The sequence below is a fragment of the Roseateles sp. P2_H4 genome (genome assembly GCF_056403315.1).
Genome location: NZ_JBFUFR010000016.1, coordinates 25,326 through 39,594, shown reverse-complemented (window position 1 = coordinate 39,594; position 14,269 = coordinate 25,326). Strand labels below are relative to the sequence as shown.

The following is a 14,269-nucleotide window of genomic DNA, read 5'->3' as shown; positions in this document are numbered from 1 at the left end:
CTTCATGAGACCGGTACTCATCCTTCAGCACGACAGCACCCAACGCCCCGGGCAGCTCCTCGATCATTTGACGCAGTCTGGCATCGACACCCGAATCGTCATGCCCGACCACGGTGACTTCGTGCCCCATCAGGCCAGCGACTACAGCGGCATCGTCCTGCTGGGCAGCAACCGCAGCGTGAATGAGCCGCTCGGCTGGATCGAGGCCGAGCTGGACCTGGTGCGGCGTGCGCTTGACGCCGATGTACCGATGCTGGGCCATTGCTTCGGCGGCCAGATGCTGGCTCGCGCGATGGGAGCCCGCGTGAGCCGCACCGGCTTTGCCAACATCGGCTGGAGCCGCCTGCAGGTGACTCCGGCCGGCCGGCCGCTGCTGCAGGCCCAGGAGGTCACTGCCTTCAACTGGCACTACGAAACGTTTCAGATTCCTGCTCGAGCGCGGCGCCTGCTCTATGGGCCGCACTGCCTCAACAAGGGATTCGAGATCGGACCCCCCCTGGCCTTCCAATGCCACTTTGAGGTGGACGAGGGCATCGTCCGTGACTGGTGCAGCCAGAGCGCCGATGAGTTGTCGCGCGTCCAGGGTCCGGCCGTGCAGTCGCCGGCCCTCATCCTCAAGGATCTGCCGCAACGCGTGGCCGAACTGCATCGCATCGCGAGGCGGGTCTACAGCGAGTGGACGTCGAGGCTGCTCGGACCTTCTTCGCGGCGAGCACTGGCTGTCAACTGGCACTGAACCCGCATCGCATCCCGAGGGGTAGCACCGACGTGCAATGGCTTGCCTTCAGTTCAGAGCCAGAAGGGTTGGTGTCGCTGCGCCGGCAGACTCGCCCAGTGATGGCGCAAGGAATCCACTCACCAGATCCTGCAAAGAAAGACAGTCATGACGAACAAGGAAGCTGACTACTGGTTCCCCGCCAAGCGCTACGGCTGGGGCTGGGGCGTTCCGCGAACCTGGCAGGGCTGGGTTGTTCTGACCGTCTTCGCGGTGCTCGTCGCCGTGGGTGCGATCTTTCAGGGACGGTTGGGGCTGATCGGTTTCATCGCCTACACCGTACTGATCAGCCTGGCGCTCATCGTCGTCTGCTGGCTCAAAGGTGAACCACCACGGTGGCGCTGGGGCGGTCAATGACGTACCAGGGGTGGGTGACAAAGTCGTATCGACCAGCCGCCCCGCCTCGGCAGCGGCGATCCTCGGAGCTTGCTGTTGGCTGTCGATCGTCTTTATAAGTTCTTTATACGAAAACCTCGAAACTGCGGCATCCCCTCCGGGTCCATACCGCATGAGCATTGAAAACAAACGCAGCGGCCTGGCCGCCTTGACACTCGGTGCCATCGGCGTCGTCTACGGCGACATCGGCACCAGCCCGCTCTACACGCTCAAGGAAGTCTTCCTGCCTGCAACGGGCGTAGCGCTGAACAATCACAACCTCATTGGCGCGACCTCGGTCATCGTCTGGGCGCTGATGTTCGTCGTCACGCTGAAGTACGTCATCCTCATCCTGCGCGCCGACAACCGCGGCGAAGGGGGCGCCCTGGCGCTGACCGCGCTCGCAGCGCACGCCGTGCAGCAACGGCCCCGGCTGCGCAGCGCGCTGCTGCTGCTGGGTCTGTTCGGCGCCACGCTGTTCTATGGCGACAGCGTCATCACGCCGGCCATCTCCGTGATGGGCGCCATCGAGGGGCTGGAGGTTGTCACGCCCACGCTCAAGCCCTATGTGCTGCCCATCTCGGCGGCCATCATCGTGGGGCTCTTCGTCGTGCAGCGCTACGGCACGGCCGCAGTCGGCAAGGTTTTCGGCCCGGTCATCGTGCTGTGGTTCGGCGTGCTGGCGGCCATTGGCGTCGTCCATATCGCCCAGCAGCCGCAGATCCTCGCGGCGCTCAACCCGCTGGAGGCCTGGGCCTTCCTCAGTCAGCGCGGCTGGCATCTGTTCGCGGCCATCGGCGCCATCGTCCTCGCGCTGACCGGCGCCGAGGCCCTGTATGCCGACATGGGCCACTTCGGCGTCAAGCCCATCCGCCTGGCCTGGACGGGCCTCGTATTCCCCGCGCTGGCGCTGAACTACCTCGGCCAAGGCGCGCTGCTGATCGGTGACCCCACGGCCATCGAGAACCCCTTCTTTCGCCTCTTCCCGGCCTCGCTGGTGCTGCCCATGGTGGGCCTCGCCGCATTGGCCGCCGTCATCGCCTCGCAGGCGGTCATCTCCGGCGCCTATTCCATGACCAAGCAGGCCATCCTGCTCGGCTTCCTGCCTCGCCTCACGATGCGCCACACCTCCGCCAGCGAGTCGGGCCAGATCTATGTGCCCGCCGTCAACTGGGCGCTGCTGGCCGGCGTGCTGGGCGCCGTGTTCATGTTCGGAAGCTCTTCGGCCCTGGCCGGCGCCTACGGCATCGCCGTGACGCTGACCATGCTCATCACCACCGTGCTGACCTTCTTCGTCATCCGCGACGGTTGGAAGTTGCCCGCACCGCTGGCCATCGGCGCTACCGTGTTCTTCCTGGCCGTGGACGCGCTGCTCGTAGCCGGCTGCGCCATCAAGTTCTTCGATGGTGGCTGGTTCCCGCTCGCGCTGGGGCTGATGCTCTTCGTCATGATGAGCACCTGGGCCCGTGGCCGTCAGCTGCTGATGGACAGCCTGCGCAACGAAGGCCTGGAACTGGAGCCCTTCATCGAAAGCCTCGCCCACGGCGGTGCCCACCGCGCCCAGCGCACGGCCGTCTACACCGTGGCCGACCCCACGCTTGTGCCGCAGGCCCTGCTGCACAACCTCAAGCACAACCAGGTGCTGCACGAGACCAACGTCATCCTCAACGTGCAGTTTCACGACCGCCCCAGCGTCGACGAGGCCGGCCGCGTGGAGCTGGCCCAGCTCGCCCCCGGCTTCTGGCGTGTCCTTGTCCACTACGGCTTCATGGAAGAGCCCGACGTCCCCGCCGCATTGGCCTTGTGCGAGCCCAAGGGTCTGCGTGTCGAGCCCTTCGAGACCAGCTACTTCCTCAGCCGCGAGACCGTGGTGCCGACGCCCGGCGGCGGCATGGCGAACTGGCGCGAACGCCTTTTCTCCGCGCTGAGCCGCAACTCCAGCGGCGTCGCCAAGTTCTTCCGACTGCCGGACAACGCCGTCGTCGAACTGGGAACACGCATCCAGATCTAGGACGTCATGAATCCAGAACGGAAATATTGGTTCAAAGCCAAGGAAAGTGGCTTGGGCTGGTCCTGGCCGTTGACCTGGCAGGGTTGGCTTGTTTACGCCGGCATGTTCGCGGCAATCTCCTGCTTCTTCGTCGTGGGTGACGGAGTTGGCCAGAAGCTCTTGGGCGCCTGACAGGCTCGATGTCAGGTCCTGGCCGGCAGTGGACGCCCAGCGAGAAGCTAAGCGGTGCCTTCCGCCGCAAAGCTGCCTCCGGCAACTCTTGTCTTCGCCTCCGATTCATGTGCCTCTTGCGGCCCACGGCCTTCGAAACTTTGCCATGCGCATTCGCTGAAGCTCGAGGGTCCGGTTCGATACATTGACCTTCAGTTCGAAGCTTTGGTATCAGCTTCCACCCGGCGACTGAGACCGCCGGTGCCGTCACTGAGTGATTTCCCGACCGTTCGGTCGGTAAATCGCCGATACCATGGGCAGGCATTCACCACGCGCCGCCATGGACCTCACGATTGCCGCCATCCTCGGCCTCGACGGCCTGACCAACGGGGCCATCTACGCCCTCGTCGCCCTCGCCCTCGTGCTGGTGTTCTCGGTCACCCGCGTCATCTTCATTCCGCAGGGCGAGTTCGTCGCCTTTGGGGCGCTGACGCTGGCGGCGCTGCAGATGGGGCGCGTGCCGGGCACGGTCTGGCTGCTGGTGATACTGGCTGTGGCGGGCGCAGTGCTAGACGGGATTCAGGCGGTGCGCGAGCGCTGGTCGATGCGGCGCATCGTCATGCGAGTGTTCACCTCCCTGAATCCGCCCTTGCTGATTGCCGCCTTTGCGCGTTGGATGGCGCCGCAACAGCCACCGCTCATCGTGCAGGTACTGCTGACGCTGGCCATCGTCACCGCCATGGGCCCGCTGCTCTACCGCCTGGCCTATCGCGCGCTGTCGGGTGCCAGTGTGCTGACCCTGCTGATCGTCTCCGTCGGCGTGCACTTCGCGCTGACCGGCGTGGGCCTGGTCTTCTTCGGCGCCGAGGGCTATCGCACGCCGGCCTTCTGGGAGGCTCGTTACGACGTCGGGCCGCTCTCCTTCACGGGGCAGACGCTGATCATCTTCGGCGCCTCCATCGCGCTGCTGGTCGCGATGTTCGTCTTCTTCGAGCGCACGCTGATGGGCAAGGCCCTGCGCGCCACGTCGATCAACCGCACCGGCGCGCGGCTGATGGGCATCTCGGGTGATGCCGCCGGCTCCTTGAGCTTCACGATGGCGGCCTTCATCGGCGCGCTGTCGGGTCTGCTGATCTCGCCGTCGACGACCATCTATTACGACACCGGCTTCCTGATCGGCCTGAAGGGCTTTGTCGCGGCGGTGTTCGGTGGCTTGGCCAGCTTCCCGATGGCGCTGGCGGGCGCGATCGGCGTGGGCCTGATCGAAAGCTTCGGTTCCTTCTGGGCCAGCGCCTTCAAGGAGGTCATCGTCTTCACGGTGATCCTGCCCATCCTCCTCTGGCGGTCCTTCGTGGACCCGCACCATGAGGAGCATTGAATGAAACGTGCGCCTCTCGCCCACTCCTGCGCCGCTGAACGCGGGCAAGCCTGGTCGGTCCCCCGAGGGGACGGCGATGCTCGCGGCGTCGAGCCGCGAGCACATCGCCAGCGCGGGCCGGCTAGGGAGYGGCCCGGCGCTCGGCCCGCAATACCCGGCCGCGAGTGCGGAGCGGATAGCTGACATGAACCGCACACATCTGTCCATCGCCGCCGCCGTCGTGCTGCTGGTCCTGCCCTTCGCGCCGGTGCCGGACTTCTGGATCACCCAGCTCAACTACATCGGCCTGTTTTCGCTGGTTGTGCTCGGCCTCGTGCTGCTGACCGGCGTCGGCGGCTTGACCTCCTTCGGCCAGGCCGCGTTTGCCGGCGTGGGTGCCTATGCGACCGGCTATCTGTGCAATGCGCTGGGCATGTCGCCCTGGTTGGGCCTGGTGGCGGGACTCGCCGTCACGCTGGTGCTGGCCCTGGTCATCGGTGCGCTGACCTTGCGCATGTCGGGCCACTACCTGCCGCTGGCCACCATCTGCTGGTGCCTGGCGCTGTACTACCTCGTTGGCAACCTGGAAGAGCTGGGCAAGTACGACGGCCTGCTGGGCCTGCCCGCCATCACCCTCGGTGACTTCAGCTTCCAGAGCGAACGCCGCATCTACCTGCTGATCTGGTTGGCGGCCCTGCTCGCGGCCCTGGGCGTGACGCGGCTGCTGGACTCGCGGCCCGGCCGCATCATGCGCGCGCTCAACACCAACCGCGGCGGCGGCTCGACGATGCCCGAGGCCATGGGCGCCTCGACCTTTCGCTACAAGCTCATCATGTTCGTCGTCGCGGCCCTGCTGGCTTCGGTGTCGGGCTGGCTGTATGCCCACATGCAGCGCAGCGTGAACCCCTCGCCCTTCGGCATCAAGTTCGGCATCGAATACCTCTTCATGGCCGTGCTGGGCGGCATCGGCACCGTGGGCGGCGCCTTCACCGGCGCGGCGCTGGTGAAGCTGGCGGAGGATCAGCTCAAGGTCGTGCTGCCGCTGGTGTTTGGCGGCTCGGGCAACTACGAGATCATCGTCTTCGGCGTCGTGCTGGTGCTGGTGCTGCGCTTCGCGCCGGATGGCCTGTGGCCGCTGATCGCACGCTGGCTGCCGGCTCGCGCCGCGCGCGCCGTCGATGAGAGCGTGCCGGCCCTGAGCGCGCGCAGCCACCCGCAGCCCGGCGCGCCGCTGTTGGACGTGCGCAAGATCAGGAAGACCTTTGGTGGCCTCGTTGCCGTCAACGACATCAGCTTCACCATCCGCGCCGGCGACATCGTCGGTCTCATCGGCCCCAACGGCGCCGGCAAGAGCACCACCTTCAACCTCGTCTCCGGCGTGCTGCCGCTGACCAGCGGCGAGGTCGAGTTGCTGGGCCAGCGCGTCGACGGCCGCGAGAGCCGCGACATCGCCCGCGCGGGCCTCTCCCGCACCTTCCAGCACGTGAAGCTGGTGCCCGACATGACGGTGCTGGAGAACGTCGCCCTCGGCACCTATCTGCGCACCAGGAGTGGCACCGTCCGCGCGATGCTCGGCCTGAACAGGGCCGAGGAGGCGCAGGCGCGCGCCGAGGCCATGCGCCAGCTGCGCCGCATCGGCCTGGCCGAGCAGGCGCACGAGCTGGCCGGCAACCTGGCCCTGGGCCCGCAGCGCCTGGTCGAGATCGCCCGGGCACTCGCCAGCGACCCCTCGCTGCTGCTGCTGGACGAACCCGCCGCCGGCCTGCGCCACAAGGAAAAGGAAGCGCTCGCCGAGGTGCTGAAGCAGTTGAAGGCCGAGGGCCTGTCGCTGCTGCTCGTCGAGCACGACATGGACTTCGTCATGAAGCTGACCGACCGCATCGTCGTCATGGAGTTCGGCCGCTATCTGATAGACGGCACGCCGGCCGAAGTGCAGGCCAGCCCGGCCGTGCGCGCGGCCTATCTGGGAGCGGATGAATGAGCGCCCTCCTCGAAGTCGCCGACCTGCACGCCGGCTATGGCCGCGCCGAGGTGCTGCATGGCCTGAGCTTCTCCGCGCCCGAGAAGAGCGTCGTCACCGTCATCGGCCCCAACGGCGCGGGCAAGTCGACGCTGCTGGGCGCGCTGATGGGGCTGATCCCGTCGCGCAGCAGCACGCTGCGCTTTGCCGGCGAAGACATCGCCAGGCTGACGCTGGAAGAGCGCGTGCTCGCCGGCCTGGCCCTGGTGCCCGAGAAGCGCGAGCTGTTCGGCACCATGACGGTCGAAGACAACCTGCTGCTCGGCGGCTGGCGGCCCAAGAAGCTGGGCGACCGCAAGTGGCGCGACGGCATGGAAAGCGTCTACGCGCGCTTCCCGCGCTTGAAGGAGCGCAGCAAGCAGGCCGCGGGCACCTTGTCCGGCGGCGAACGCCAGATGCTGGCCCTGGGCCGCGCGCTGATGGGTCAGCCCAAGCTCTTGATGCTGGACGAGCCCAGCCTGGGCCTCGCGCCGCTCATCGTGCGCGAGATCTTCACCATCGTGGACGACCTGCGCGCCAGTGGCGTCAGCATCCTGCTCGTCGAACAGAACGCCCGCGCGGCGCTGCGCGTGGCCGATCATGGGCATGTGCTGGAGACGGGGGAGTTCGGGCTCAGCGGGCCGGCGGATCAGTTGGCGGCGGATCCGAGGGTGATTGAGACCTATCTGGGGGCGGGGCGGAAGGATTAGCTCTTCAAATGGACCGAGAACCGGAAGGCATTGAATGGCGTGAGCGCATCGTTGAGATGTGCAAGCCCTCGCTGTTGGATGCTGCATTTCATTCGCTTGTCTTCAATCAGAGCCGATTACGTTCGGGTTTCGTTTGCCCGCCGCCGCCGATAGACCTCAGCGAGTTGTTCCCGGAGGCTAGCGAGGCGCAGCTCGCTCAAGCGTTGCGGGGGGGCGAGCGCTTGGAGTCTTCCGACACGCACTTCGCTGAGCTCTTCCATCGCGGCCAAGGTCAGAACGCATCCGAAGTGATTCGAACCTTGCATCCTGGTTTCAGCGATACCTGCTATTCGTCGGTGCTTCATCGCGCGCAGGCAGGCGCCCGCTAGCCCTTACCGCTGCTCAGGCCTAACCAACATCGTCGGCGCAATGCCGAACATGCGCCGGCACGTCCGGCTGAGGTGGGCCGAATCCGCAAAGCCCCAGTCCTGCGCCGCTTCAGTCCACGACACCCCGCCCATCGCCGCGCCGACCGCGGCTTCGACGCGGGCCCACAGCAGATAGGCCCGCAGCGACATGCCGGTCTGCGCGACGAAGAGGTGGCGAAAGCGGCTGGGTGACAGGTGCGCCGCGGCGGCGGCCTGAGCGAGTGTCACCGGCTCGTTCAGGCGGCCCCGCATGAACTCGATGGCGCGGCTGATGCGCGGGTCCACGCTGAGTGCAGGCAGTGCCTGGCCGCAAAGCGTGTCGACGAGGCGGTGGCTGATGGCGACGAGGGCTTCGTCCGGCGCGTCGGCGGTGAATGCGTCGAGCAAGGCGGCGAGTAGCGGCTCGATCGAGTCGATGGGCAGGTCAACGATGGGCGCTGCGCCGTACAACTGCAGCAGGGCACGACCTTGCGCGGTCTCGGGCTCCACAAAGATCTGCGCCACCGTTTCGCCGCCACCATCGAATTGATGGCGCTGGTGCGGGCTGACCATGGCGACGGCGTGCGCCTGCCATGGCTGCTCGTCGCTGCACAAGCGCAGCCGCCCGGTGAGGGCCATGGAAATCTGAATGGCGTGATGGGCATGGGCCTGCGCCTGGCCCGTGGCGCGGCCGATCCACAGGCTGCCACCGCTCCATAGCAGCACGCGGCCGATGCCGACGATGGGCCTGTTGCTCAAGGCGTTCTCCGTCCTTGCAGATCAGCCCTTTCGTTCAAGCGGGCAAGGCCTGCGATGAACAGAATTCTCTTCACGGGCCGATCGGTCCGCATTCTTGTCACCTCACGGAGTTATCCATGCAAAACCCCACCATTCCCACCTGCCATTGCGCCAACTGCCCCGGCGCTTCCTGCACCTGCGGCTGCCAGTCGCTTGCGACCCAACTGGCCGCTGCGGCAGCCTCTGCCGGCTGTGCCTGCGGGCCGAACTGTGCCTGCCAGCCCGTCTGCCGTTGCGTCTGAGTTCAGGCCCTGCGGTGCAGGCTAACACCCGCACCGCTCGCAAATGCACTTGAGAACTCTGTGAAGAGCCTCTCGACCCGATGCAGTGCCGCGGGAGTCCGCCCCGCGAGGGCGGGTAACTTTTGGCGAAGCCTTCGGCTTTCTCTGACGCGCCAGAGAAAAGTCACCAAAAGAGGAGCGCTCAATGCAATCCGCACTCGAGTGGCGTCATGCGCTCGCAAGCTCGGCGTGGGCCGTGCCCACAAGCGAACCGCGGCGCTCTCGCACACGACTTGTGAAGAGCGCCAGCGATCGGACCGTCAGGCCAGTTAACGCCGGCTGCACGCCGGGCTCATCAGAACAGCCCAATGCGGCGTCGCCCGAGCGACGCGGCTGTTCGTATTTCCCGATGAGCCCGGCGTGCAGCCGCGCGTCGAACGGGGTGCTGGTGCGATGAATCCGGCTCGTCACAAGTCGTGTGCGAGAGCGCCGCGGCTCGCTTCTTGCCTCAATGCCGGTGGTCGTTTTCGCGCGCCGCTGATGGCGGCGTCGCGGTGGTGTGCGGTTCAGGGCCTCTTCTTTGGTGACTTTCTTGTGGCCCCGCAGAAGAAAGTTACCCGGCCGCCGGGACGGACCCCCGGCAATGCATCGATGAGGCGCGAGCTTCGCAAACGGACCGCTCAAAGCGGTCGCAGGAACAGACCAACCGTCAGCGCCACACCGAGCGCGACGATGGCGATGCGCAGCGCCTTCTCGTTGACGTGATGCAGGGCCCAGGCGCCGGCCAGGCCACCCACGACGGCGCTGCTGCCGAGCACGATGGCCTGCAGCCAGTGCACCTCGGGCGACAGCACGAACAAGGCCACCGCCGATGCGTTCATGATGCCGGCCAGCACGTTCTTCGTCGCGCCGGCATTGCGCGTGGGCATGCCCGCCACCGTCAGCGCGGCCAGCATCAGGAAGCCGATGCCGCCACCGAAGTAGCCACCGTAGATGGCGATGAGGAACTGCATCGCGGCGGTCGCGCGGGCGCTGAAGTGATGGCCCTCCGCCACCGGCTTGCGCAAAAAGCTGCCCCAGGCGAACACGCTGGTGGCAAACAGCACCAGCCAGGGCACCAGGCGCGCGAACACCGACGACGGCGTGTTCAGCAGCAGCCAGGCGCCGACCGCGCCGCCCAGCAGGCTGGTGATGACGAGGGCGCGGAAGGACAGCGTCGCGGTGCCGACGACCAGGCGCCGGCCCGCCCACCCCGAGCTGAGCTGGCCGGGAAACAAGGCCACGGTCGACGTGATGTTGGCCGCCAGCGGCGACATGCCCGACAGGATCAGCGCCGGCAGCGTGACGAAGGAGCCACCACCGGCCAGCGAGTTCTGCAGGCCGGCCCAGAGGCCGGCGAGCACGAGGAGTCCAAGGAGCATGTTTGAACGGGCGCGGCCGTCAAATGGCGCGCGCCCAGGTCAGCAGCATATTGTTGGCCGGCATGGCCAGGGTTTCGCGCAGGCAAAGGCCGGCGGCCGCAGCCTGCGTGGCCACGTCCGCCAAGCGGCGCAGGCCCCAGGCGGGGTTGCGCTGGCGCAGGTCGGCGTCGAAGGCGAGATTGCTCGGAGCCGTCGGCATGTCGTCGAGGATGTAGGGGCCGTAGGTGATGAGCAGGCCGCCGGGCGCCAGATGCCGGGCGGCGCCCTGCATCAGCCCCGCCGTGCAGGCCCAGGGCGCGATGTGGATCATGTTGGCGCAGTAGATCGCGTCGACCTGGGCCGGCACACCGGCCCAGACCTCATCCAGCACATTCAGCGTGATCGGCGGGCGCACCCGGGCCAGGCCTTCGCACCAGGCGGCAATCGACGGCAGGGCAGCCGCGTCGAAATCACTCGGCTGCCACTGCCAGCCGGGCAGGCCCTCGCTGCAGAAGGCGGCGTGCTGGCCTGTGCCGCTGGCAATCTCCAGCATGACGCCTTGCGCCGGCAGCAGGCGCTGCAGGGCCGCGAGGATGGGCGGGCCGTTGCGTTCGGCGGCGGGGCTGTGGCGGCGTGCGTTCATCGCCCTAATCTTGCCAGCCGCGGAAAGAATGACTTGCGGCGCGCGCCGTTTCTCGGCGGCCTGAAGCTGGGCACAGTGAGCTCCATTGTTTCAAGGAGGCCGCATGACCCTCAAGCTGTACCGCCACGCCCTGTCCGGCCACGCCCACCGCGCCGAGCTCGCCCTGTCCCTGCTGGGGCTGCCGCACGAGCTGATCGACGTGGACCTCGCGGCTCGCGCCCACAAGACGCCCGAGTTCATCGCCCGCCATCCCTTCGGCCAATTGCCGCTGCTGGAGGACGATGGCCATTGCGTCTGGGACAGCACGGCCATCTTGGTCTACCTGGCCACCAAGTACGACAGCACCGGCCGCTGGCTGCCCCAGGATGCCGCCGGCCGTGCCGCCGTGCAGGCCTGGTTGTCGGTCGCGTCGAGCCTGATCGCCTTCGGCCCCGCCGCGGCGCGCCTGGTCACCGTGTTCGGTGCGCGCTTCGATGTCGATGAAGTCATAGGTCGCGCGCATGCGCTGTTCAAGGTGATGGAAAACGAGCTGGCGCAGCGCTCCTTCCTGGTGGGCGACGCCGCCACGCTGGCCGACATTGCCGGCTACAGCTATATCGTCAATGCGCCCGAGGGCAATGTGGACCTGGCGCCGTATCCGGCGCTGCGCGCGTGGCTGGCTCGCATCGAGGCGCTGCCGGGTTTCGTCCCCTTCAAGGCCACCGCGGCCGGCCTGCGCGCCGCGGCCTGATCGCCATGAATGCAGCCCCCTTCCATGCCGGCGAAGTCGCCGTGCAGACCCGCCTCGGTGTCGCCGAGCGCATGGACGAGATCGGCCGCCGCGTTGTGCGCGACCACATGCCCGAGCAGCACCAGCGCTTCTACGAGCAGCTGCCGCTGATGCTGGCCGGCAGCGTCGATCCAGCCGGCCGCCCTTGGGCCACGGTGCTGGTCGGGCAGCCGGGCTTTGTGCAGGCGCCGGATGCCTGGCATCTGACCTTCGCGGCCACGCCCATGCCGGGCGACCCGGCCGCGACCGGCATGACCCCGGGTGCGCCATTGGGGCTGCTGGGCATCGAGCTGCACACGCGGCGGCGCAACCGCGTCAACGGCGAGCTGGTGGCGGCCGGCCCGGAAGGCCTGCGCCTGCGCGTCAGCCAGACGGTGGGCAATTGCCCGCAATACATCCAGGGCCGCGAGTTCGAGTGGGCACGCGATGCGAGCGACACGCGGCCGCGCGCCATCGAGCGCGTGGACAGTCTGGACGGCGACGCGGCCTGGCTGATCGCCGCCGCCGACACCTTGTTCGTCGCAACGCATGCGGGCCCGGCGGGGGCGGACGTGTCGCATCGTGGCGGTCCCGCCGGCTTCGTCATGCAGGAGGACGCCCGCACGCTGCTGGTGCCCGACTATTCCGGCAACCGCATGTACATGACGCTGGGCAATCTGCAGCTCGACGGCCGCGCCGGCCTGCTCTTCATCGACTTCGAGCGCGGTGATCTGCTGACGCTGACGGGCCGTGCGGAGATCGTCTGGGAAGGGCCGGAGCTGGCCGCGCTCGACAAGGCCGAGCGTGCCTGGCGCTTCCACCTCGACGAGGGCTGGTGGCTGCGCGACGCGCTGCCGCTGCGCTGGCGCTTTCGCGACTGGGCGCCGCAGAACGTCTAGCGCAGAGCGGGGTTGGCTCGGAGGTTGTCCACCGCGAGGTCCACGAAGGCGCGCACCTTCTGCATCATGTGCCGGCCCTCGTGATGCACGACGTGCACCGGGATGGGCGGCGGCTCGAACTCCTCGAGCAGCGGCAGCAGCTCTCCGCGGGCCAGCGCATCGGCAGCCTGGTAGCTGAGCAGGCGCGCAATGCCGAGACCGGCCATCGCGAAAGAGCGCGCCGCATCATTCGTCGTCGTGCGCAGCCGCGGCCGGATGCGCTGCACCAGCGGCTTGCCGCCTTCGGCAAAGCGCCATTCAGGGTAGGGCGCCACCTGGGTGGGTTGGATCAGCGTGTGCCGGGACAGCTCCTCGGGGCGCTGTGGCCGGCCGTGCGCGGCGAGATAGTCCGGCGAGGCCAGCAGCATGCGCCGCACCTGGCCGACACCGACGGCTCGCAGCGAGGAGTCGGGCAGTTCGCCGATGCGCACGGCCACGTCCAGGCCTTCATCGACGAGGTTGACGACGCGGTCGACGAAGACGCATTGCGCGTCGACGTCGGGGTAGCGCCGCAGGTAGTCGGTGACGATGGGGGTCACATGCAGGTTGCCGAACAATACCGGCGCCGTGACGCTGAGCAGGCCCTTGAGCTGGCTGCGGCTGTCGCTGGTGGCGCTTTCGGATTCGCTGACGTCGGCCAGGATGCGCCGGCAGTCGTCGGCGTAGCGGGCGCCCGCCTCGGTCACGCGCACGCTGCGGGTCGTGCGCGTCAGCAGGCGCAGGCCGAGGCGCGCCTCCAGTTCGGCGACGGCGCGGGTGACGACAGGGGCCGACAGGTCCAGCTTGCGCGCCGCACTCGCAAAGCCGCCGCTGTCGACGACAGCGACGAACACTTCCATGGCTTGCAGACGATCCATGCCGGGCATTTTGGCCCGGCAGGATCCGCGCTCAGGCGAGTCTTCCGGCCTGGAAGTCGCGTACCGCCTGTACCAGCTCCGCTTCCGTGTTCATGACGAAGGGGCCGTATTGCGCGATCGGTTCGCCCAGCGGCTTGCCGGCGATCAGCAAGGCCTTGGTCGGCTTGTCGCCGGCCTTCAAACGCACGCCGTCGCTGCCGGGCGTGTTGGCCAGGATGGCCATGCGGCCTTCGGGCTGCAGGCAGCCGCTGTCGAACTTCAACGCGCCTTCGTAGACGTAGACGAAGGCGTTGAACTCGGGCGGCAGCAGCTGCTCGAAGCGGGCGCCGGGCGCGAAGTGCAGGTCCAGATACAGCGGCTCGGTGTTGTCGCGCTGCACGGCGCCGGTCACGCCATGGCTCTCGCCGGCGATGACGCGCGCCTTCACGCCGTCGCTCTCGAACTCGGGCACCTCGGCGCTGGCGATGTCGCGATACCAGGGCGCGTTCATCTTGTCCTTGCCCGCCAGGTTGAGCCAGAGCTGGAAGCCGGCCATGCGGCCCGCGTTCTGCTCGGGCGTCTCGCTGTGGATGACGCCACGGCCGGCGGTCATCCATTGCACGCCGCCGTCGCTGATCAGGCCTTCATTGCCGGCCGAATCGCGGTGGCGCATGCGGCCATTGAGCATGTAGGTGATGGTCTCGAAGCCGCGGTGCGGATGGTCGGGGAAGCCGGCGATGTAGTCGTCGGGGTTGTCCGTGCCGAAGGCGTCCAGCATCAGGAAGGGGTCCAGCCGGCGCTGCAGGTTCTGCGTCAGCACGCGGTTGAGCTTGACACCGGCACCGTCGCTGGTCGGCTGACCGGCGACGAGGCGCTCGACCTCACGCGGTTGGGTCAACAGGGAAGTGACGACGGTGCTCAT

At 67.7% G+C, this 14,269-nt stretch carries 14 protein-coding genes; 9 read left to right on the top strand and 5 right to left on the bottom strand.

What is annotated here, in order from left to right:
- Window positions 1-4 precede the first annotated feature (4 nt).
- The 7 genes from AC1DW3_RS13670 to AC1DW3_RS13640 all read left to right on the top strand — a co-directional run bounded on the left by AC1DW3_RS13670 (window position 5) and on the right by AC1DW3_RS13640 (window position 7,745).
- Complete coding sequence (locus tag AC1DW3_RS13670; RefSeq protein ID WP_477931867.1) at window positions 5-736, top strand: type 1 glutamine amidotransferase; 732 nt, start codon at window positions 5-7, stop codon at window positions 734-736.
- A gap of 147 nt (window positions 737-883) precedes the next feature.
- Complete coding sequence (locus AC1DW3_RS13665; protein WP_477931866.1) at window positions 884-1,132, top strand: hypothetical protein; 249 nt, start codon at window positions 884-886, stop codon at window positions 1,130-1,132.
- Between the two features lie 151 nt (window positions 1,133-1,283).
- Window positions 1,284-3,161, top strand: a complete 1,878-nt coding sequence (locus AC1DW3_RS13660) for a potassium transporter Kup (RefSeq protein WP_477931865.1) — start codon at window positions 1,284-1,286, stop codon at window positions 3,159-3,161.
- A gap of 490 nt (window positions 3,162-3,651) precedes the next feature.
- Window positions 3,652-4,689, top strand: a complete 1,038-nt coding sequence (locus AC1DW3_RS13655; RefSeq protein ID WP_477931864.1) for a branched-chain amino acid ABC transporter permease — start codon at window positions 3,652-3,654, stop codon at window positions 4,687-4,689.
- A 184-nt stretch (window positions 4,690-4,873) separates the two neighbouring features.
- Complete coding sequence (locus AC1DW3_RS13650; RefSeq protein WP_477931863.1) at window positions 4,874-6,649, top strand: branched-chain amino acid ABC transporter ATP-binding protein/permease; 1,776 nt, start codon at window positions 4,874-4,876, stop codon at window positions 6,647-6,649.
- The gene (locus AC1DW3_RS13645; protein WP_477931862.1) at window positions 6,646-7,377 is read left to right on the top strand and encodes an ABC transporter ATP-binding protein; all 732 of its coding nucleotides are present in this window, start codon (window positions 6,646-6,648) and stop codon (window positions 7,375-7,377) included. Before AC1DW3_RS13650 ends, AC1DW3_RS13645 begins: the two co-directional genes overlap by 4 nt.
- Window positions 7,378-7,385: 8 nt before the next feature.
- Complete coding sequence (locus tag AC1DW3_RS13640) at window positions 7,386-7,745, top strand: hypothetical protein (RefSeq protein ID WP_477931861.1); 360 nt, start codon at window positions 7,386-7,388, stop codon at window positions 7,743-7,745.
- Between the two features lie 3 nt (window positions 7,746-7,748).
- On the opposite strand, the gene AC1DW3_RS13635 is transcribed toward AC1DW3_RS13640, so the two are convergent.
- The 3 genes from AC1DW3_RS13635 to AC1DW3_RS13625 form a co-directional block, all read right to left on the bottom strand.
- Window positions 7,749-8,522, bottom strand: coding sequence for a helix-turn-helix transcriptional regulator (locus tag AC1DW3_RS13635; protein WP_477931860.1), 774 nt, complete (start codon window positions 8,520-8,522; stop codon window positions 7,749-7,751).
- A gap of 940 nt (window positions 8,523-9,462) precedes the next feature.
- The gene (locus tag AC1DW3_RS13630) at window positions 9,463-10,203 is read right to left on the bottom strand and encodes a sulfite exporter TauE/SafE family protein (RefSeq protein WP_477931859.1); all 741 of its coding nucleotides are present in this window, start codon (window positions 10,201-10,203) and stop codon (window positions 9,463-9,465) included.
- 19 nt (window positions 10,204-10,222) lie between these two features.
- The gene (locus AC1DW3_RS13625) at window positions 10,223-10,825 is read right to left on the bottom strand and encodes a DUF938 domain-containing protein (RefSeq protein WP_477931858.1); all 603 of its coding nucleotides are present in this window, start codon (window positions 10,823-10,825) and stop codon (window positions 10,223-10,225) included.
- 103 nt (window positions 10,826-10,928) lie between these two features.
- Here AC1DW3_RS13625 and AC1DW3_RS13620 point away from each other — a divergent pair, with 103 nt between their 5' ends.
- The gene (locus tag AC1DW3_RS13620; protein WP_477931857.1) at window positions 10,929-11,555 is read left to right on the top strand and encodes a glutathione S-transferase family protein; all 627 of its coding nucleotides are present in this window, start codon (window positions 10,929-10,931) and stop codon (window positions 11,553-11,555) included.
- A 5-nt stretch (window positions 11,556-11,560) separates the two neighbouring features.
- Window positions 11,561-12,472, top strand: coding sequence for a pyridoxamine 5'-phosphate oxidase family protein (locus tag AC1DW3_RS13615; protein WP_477931856.1), 912 nt, complete (start codon window positions 11,561-11,563; stop codon window positions 12,470-12,472).
- Here AC1DW3_RS13615 and AC1DW3_RS13610 read toward each other — a convergent pair.
- The gene (locus AC1DW3_RS13610; protein WP_477931855.1) at window positions 12,469-13,368 is read right to left on the bottom strand and encodes a LysR family transcriptional regulator; all 900 of its coding nucleotides are present in this window, start codon (window positions 13,366-13,368) and stop codon (window positions 12,469-12,471) included. The genes AC1DW3_RS13615 and AC1DW3_RS13610 overlap by 4 nt on opposite strands.
- Before the next feature lie 31 nt (window positions 13,369-13,399).
- Window positions 13,400-14,269 carry a pirin family protein gene (locus AC1DW3_RS13605; RefSeq protein ID WP_477931854.1) on the bottom strand — a complete coding sequence of 290 codons (870 nt, stop codon included), beginning with the start codon at window positions 14,267-14,269 and terminating at the stop codon, window positions 13,400-13,402.

What these genes read in the sequence shown, in the direction of transcription:
- AC1DW3_RS13630 (WP_477931859.1), bottom strand. Translation starts at nt 10,203, where the DNA reads ATGCTCCTTGGACTCCTCGTGCTCGCCGGCCTCTGGGCCGGCCTGCAG.
- AC1DW3_RS13670 (WP_477931867.1), top strand. Translation starts at nt 5, where the DNA reads ATGAGACCGGTACTCATCCTTCAGCACGACAGCACCCAACGCCCCGGG.
- AC1DW3_RS13625 (WP_477931858.1), bottom strand. Translation starts at nt 10,825, where the DNA reads ATGAACGCACGCCGCCACAGCCCCGCCGCCGAACGCAACGGCCCGCCC.
- AC1DW3_RS13640 (WP_477931861.1), top strand. Translation starts at nt 7,386, where the DNA reads ATGGACCGAGAACCGGAAGGCATTGAATGGCGTGAGCGCATCGTTGAG.
- AC1DW3_RS13660 (WP_477931865.1), top strand. Translation starts at nt 1,284, where the DNA reads ATGAGCATTGAAAACAAACGCAGCGGCCTGGCCGCCTTGACACTCGGT.
- AC1DW3_RS13610 (WP_477931855.1), bottom strand. Translation starts at nt 13,368, where the DNA reads ATGGATCGTCTGCAAGCCATGGAAGTGTTCGTCGCTGTCGTCGACAGC.
- AC1DW3_RS13650 (WP_477931863.1), top strand. Translation starts at nt 4,874, where the DNA reads ATGAACCGCACACATCTGTCCATCGCCGCCGCCGTCGTGCTGCTGGTC.
- AC1DW3_RS13645 (WP_477931862.1), top strand. Translation starts at nt 6,646, where the DNA reads ATGAGCGCCCTCCTCGAAGTCGCCGACCTGCACGCCGGCTATGGCCGC.
- AC1DW3_RS13615 (WP_477931856.1), top strand. Translation starts at nt 11,561, where the DNA reads ATGAATGCAGCCCCCTTCCATGCCGGCGAAGTCGCCGTGCAGACCCGC.
- AC1DW3_RS13655 (WP_477931864.1), top strand. Translation starts at nt 3,652, where the DNA reads ATGGACCTCACGATTGCCGCCATCCTCGGCCTCGACGGCCTGACCAAC.
- AC1DW3_RS13605 (WP_477931854.1), bottom strand. Translation starts at nt 14,269, where the DNA reads ATGAGCACCGTCGTCACTTCCCTGTTGACCCAACCGCGTGAGGTCGAG.
- AC1DW3_RS13665 (WP_477931866.1), top strand. Translation starts at nt 884, where the DNA reads ATGACGAACAAGGAAGCTGACTACTGGTTCCCCGCCAAGCGCTACGGC.
- AC1DW3_RS13620 (WP_477931857.1), top strand. Translation starts at nt 10,929, where the DNA reads ATGACCCTCAAGCTGTACCGCCACGCCCTGTCCGGCCACGCCCACCGC.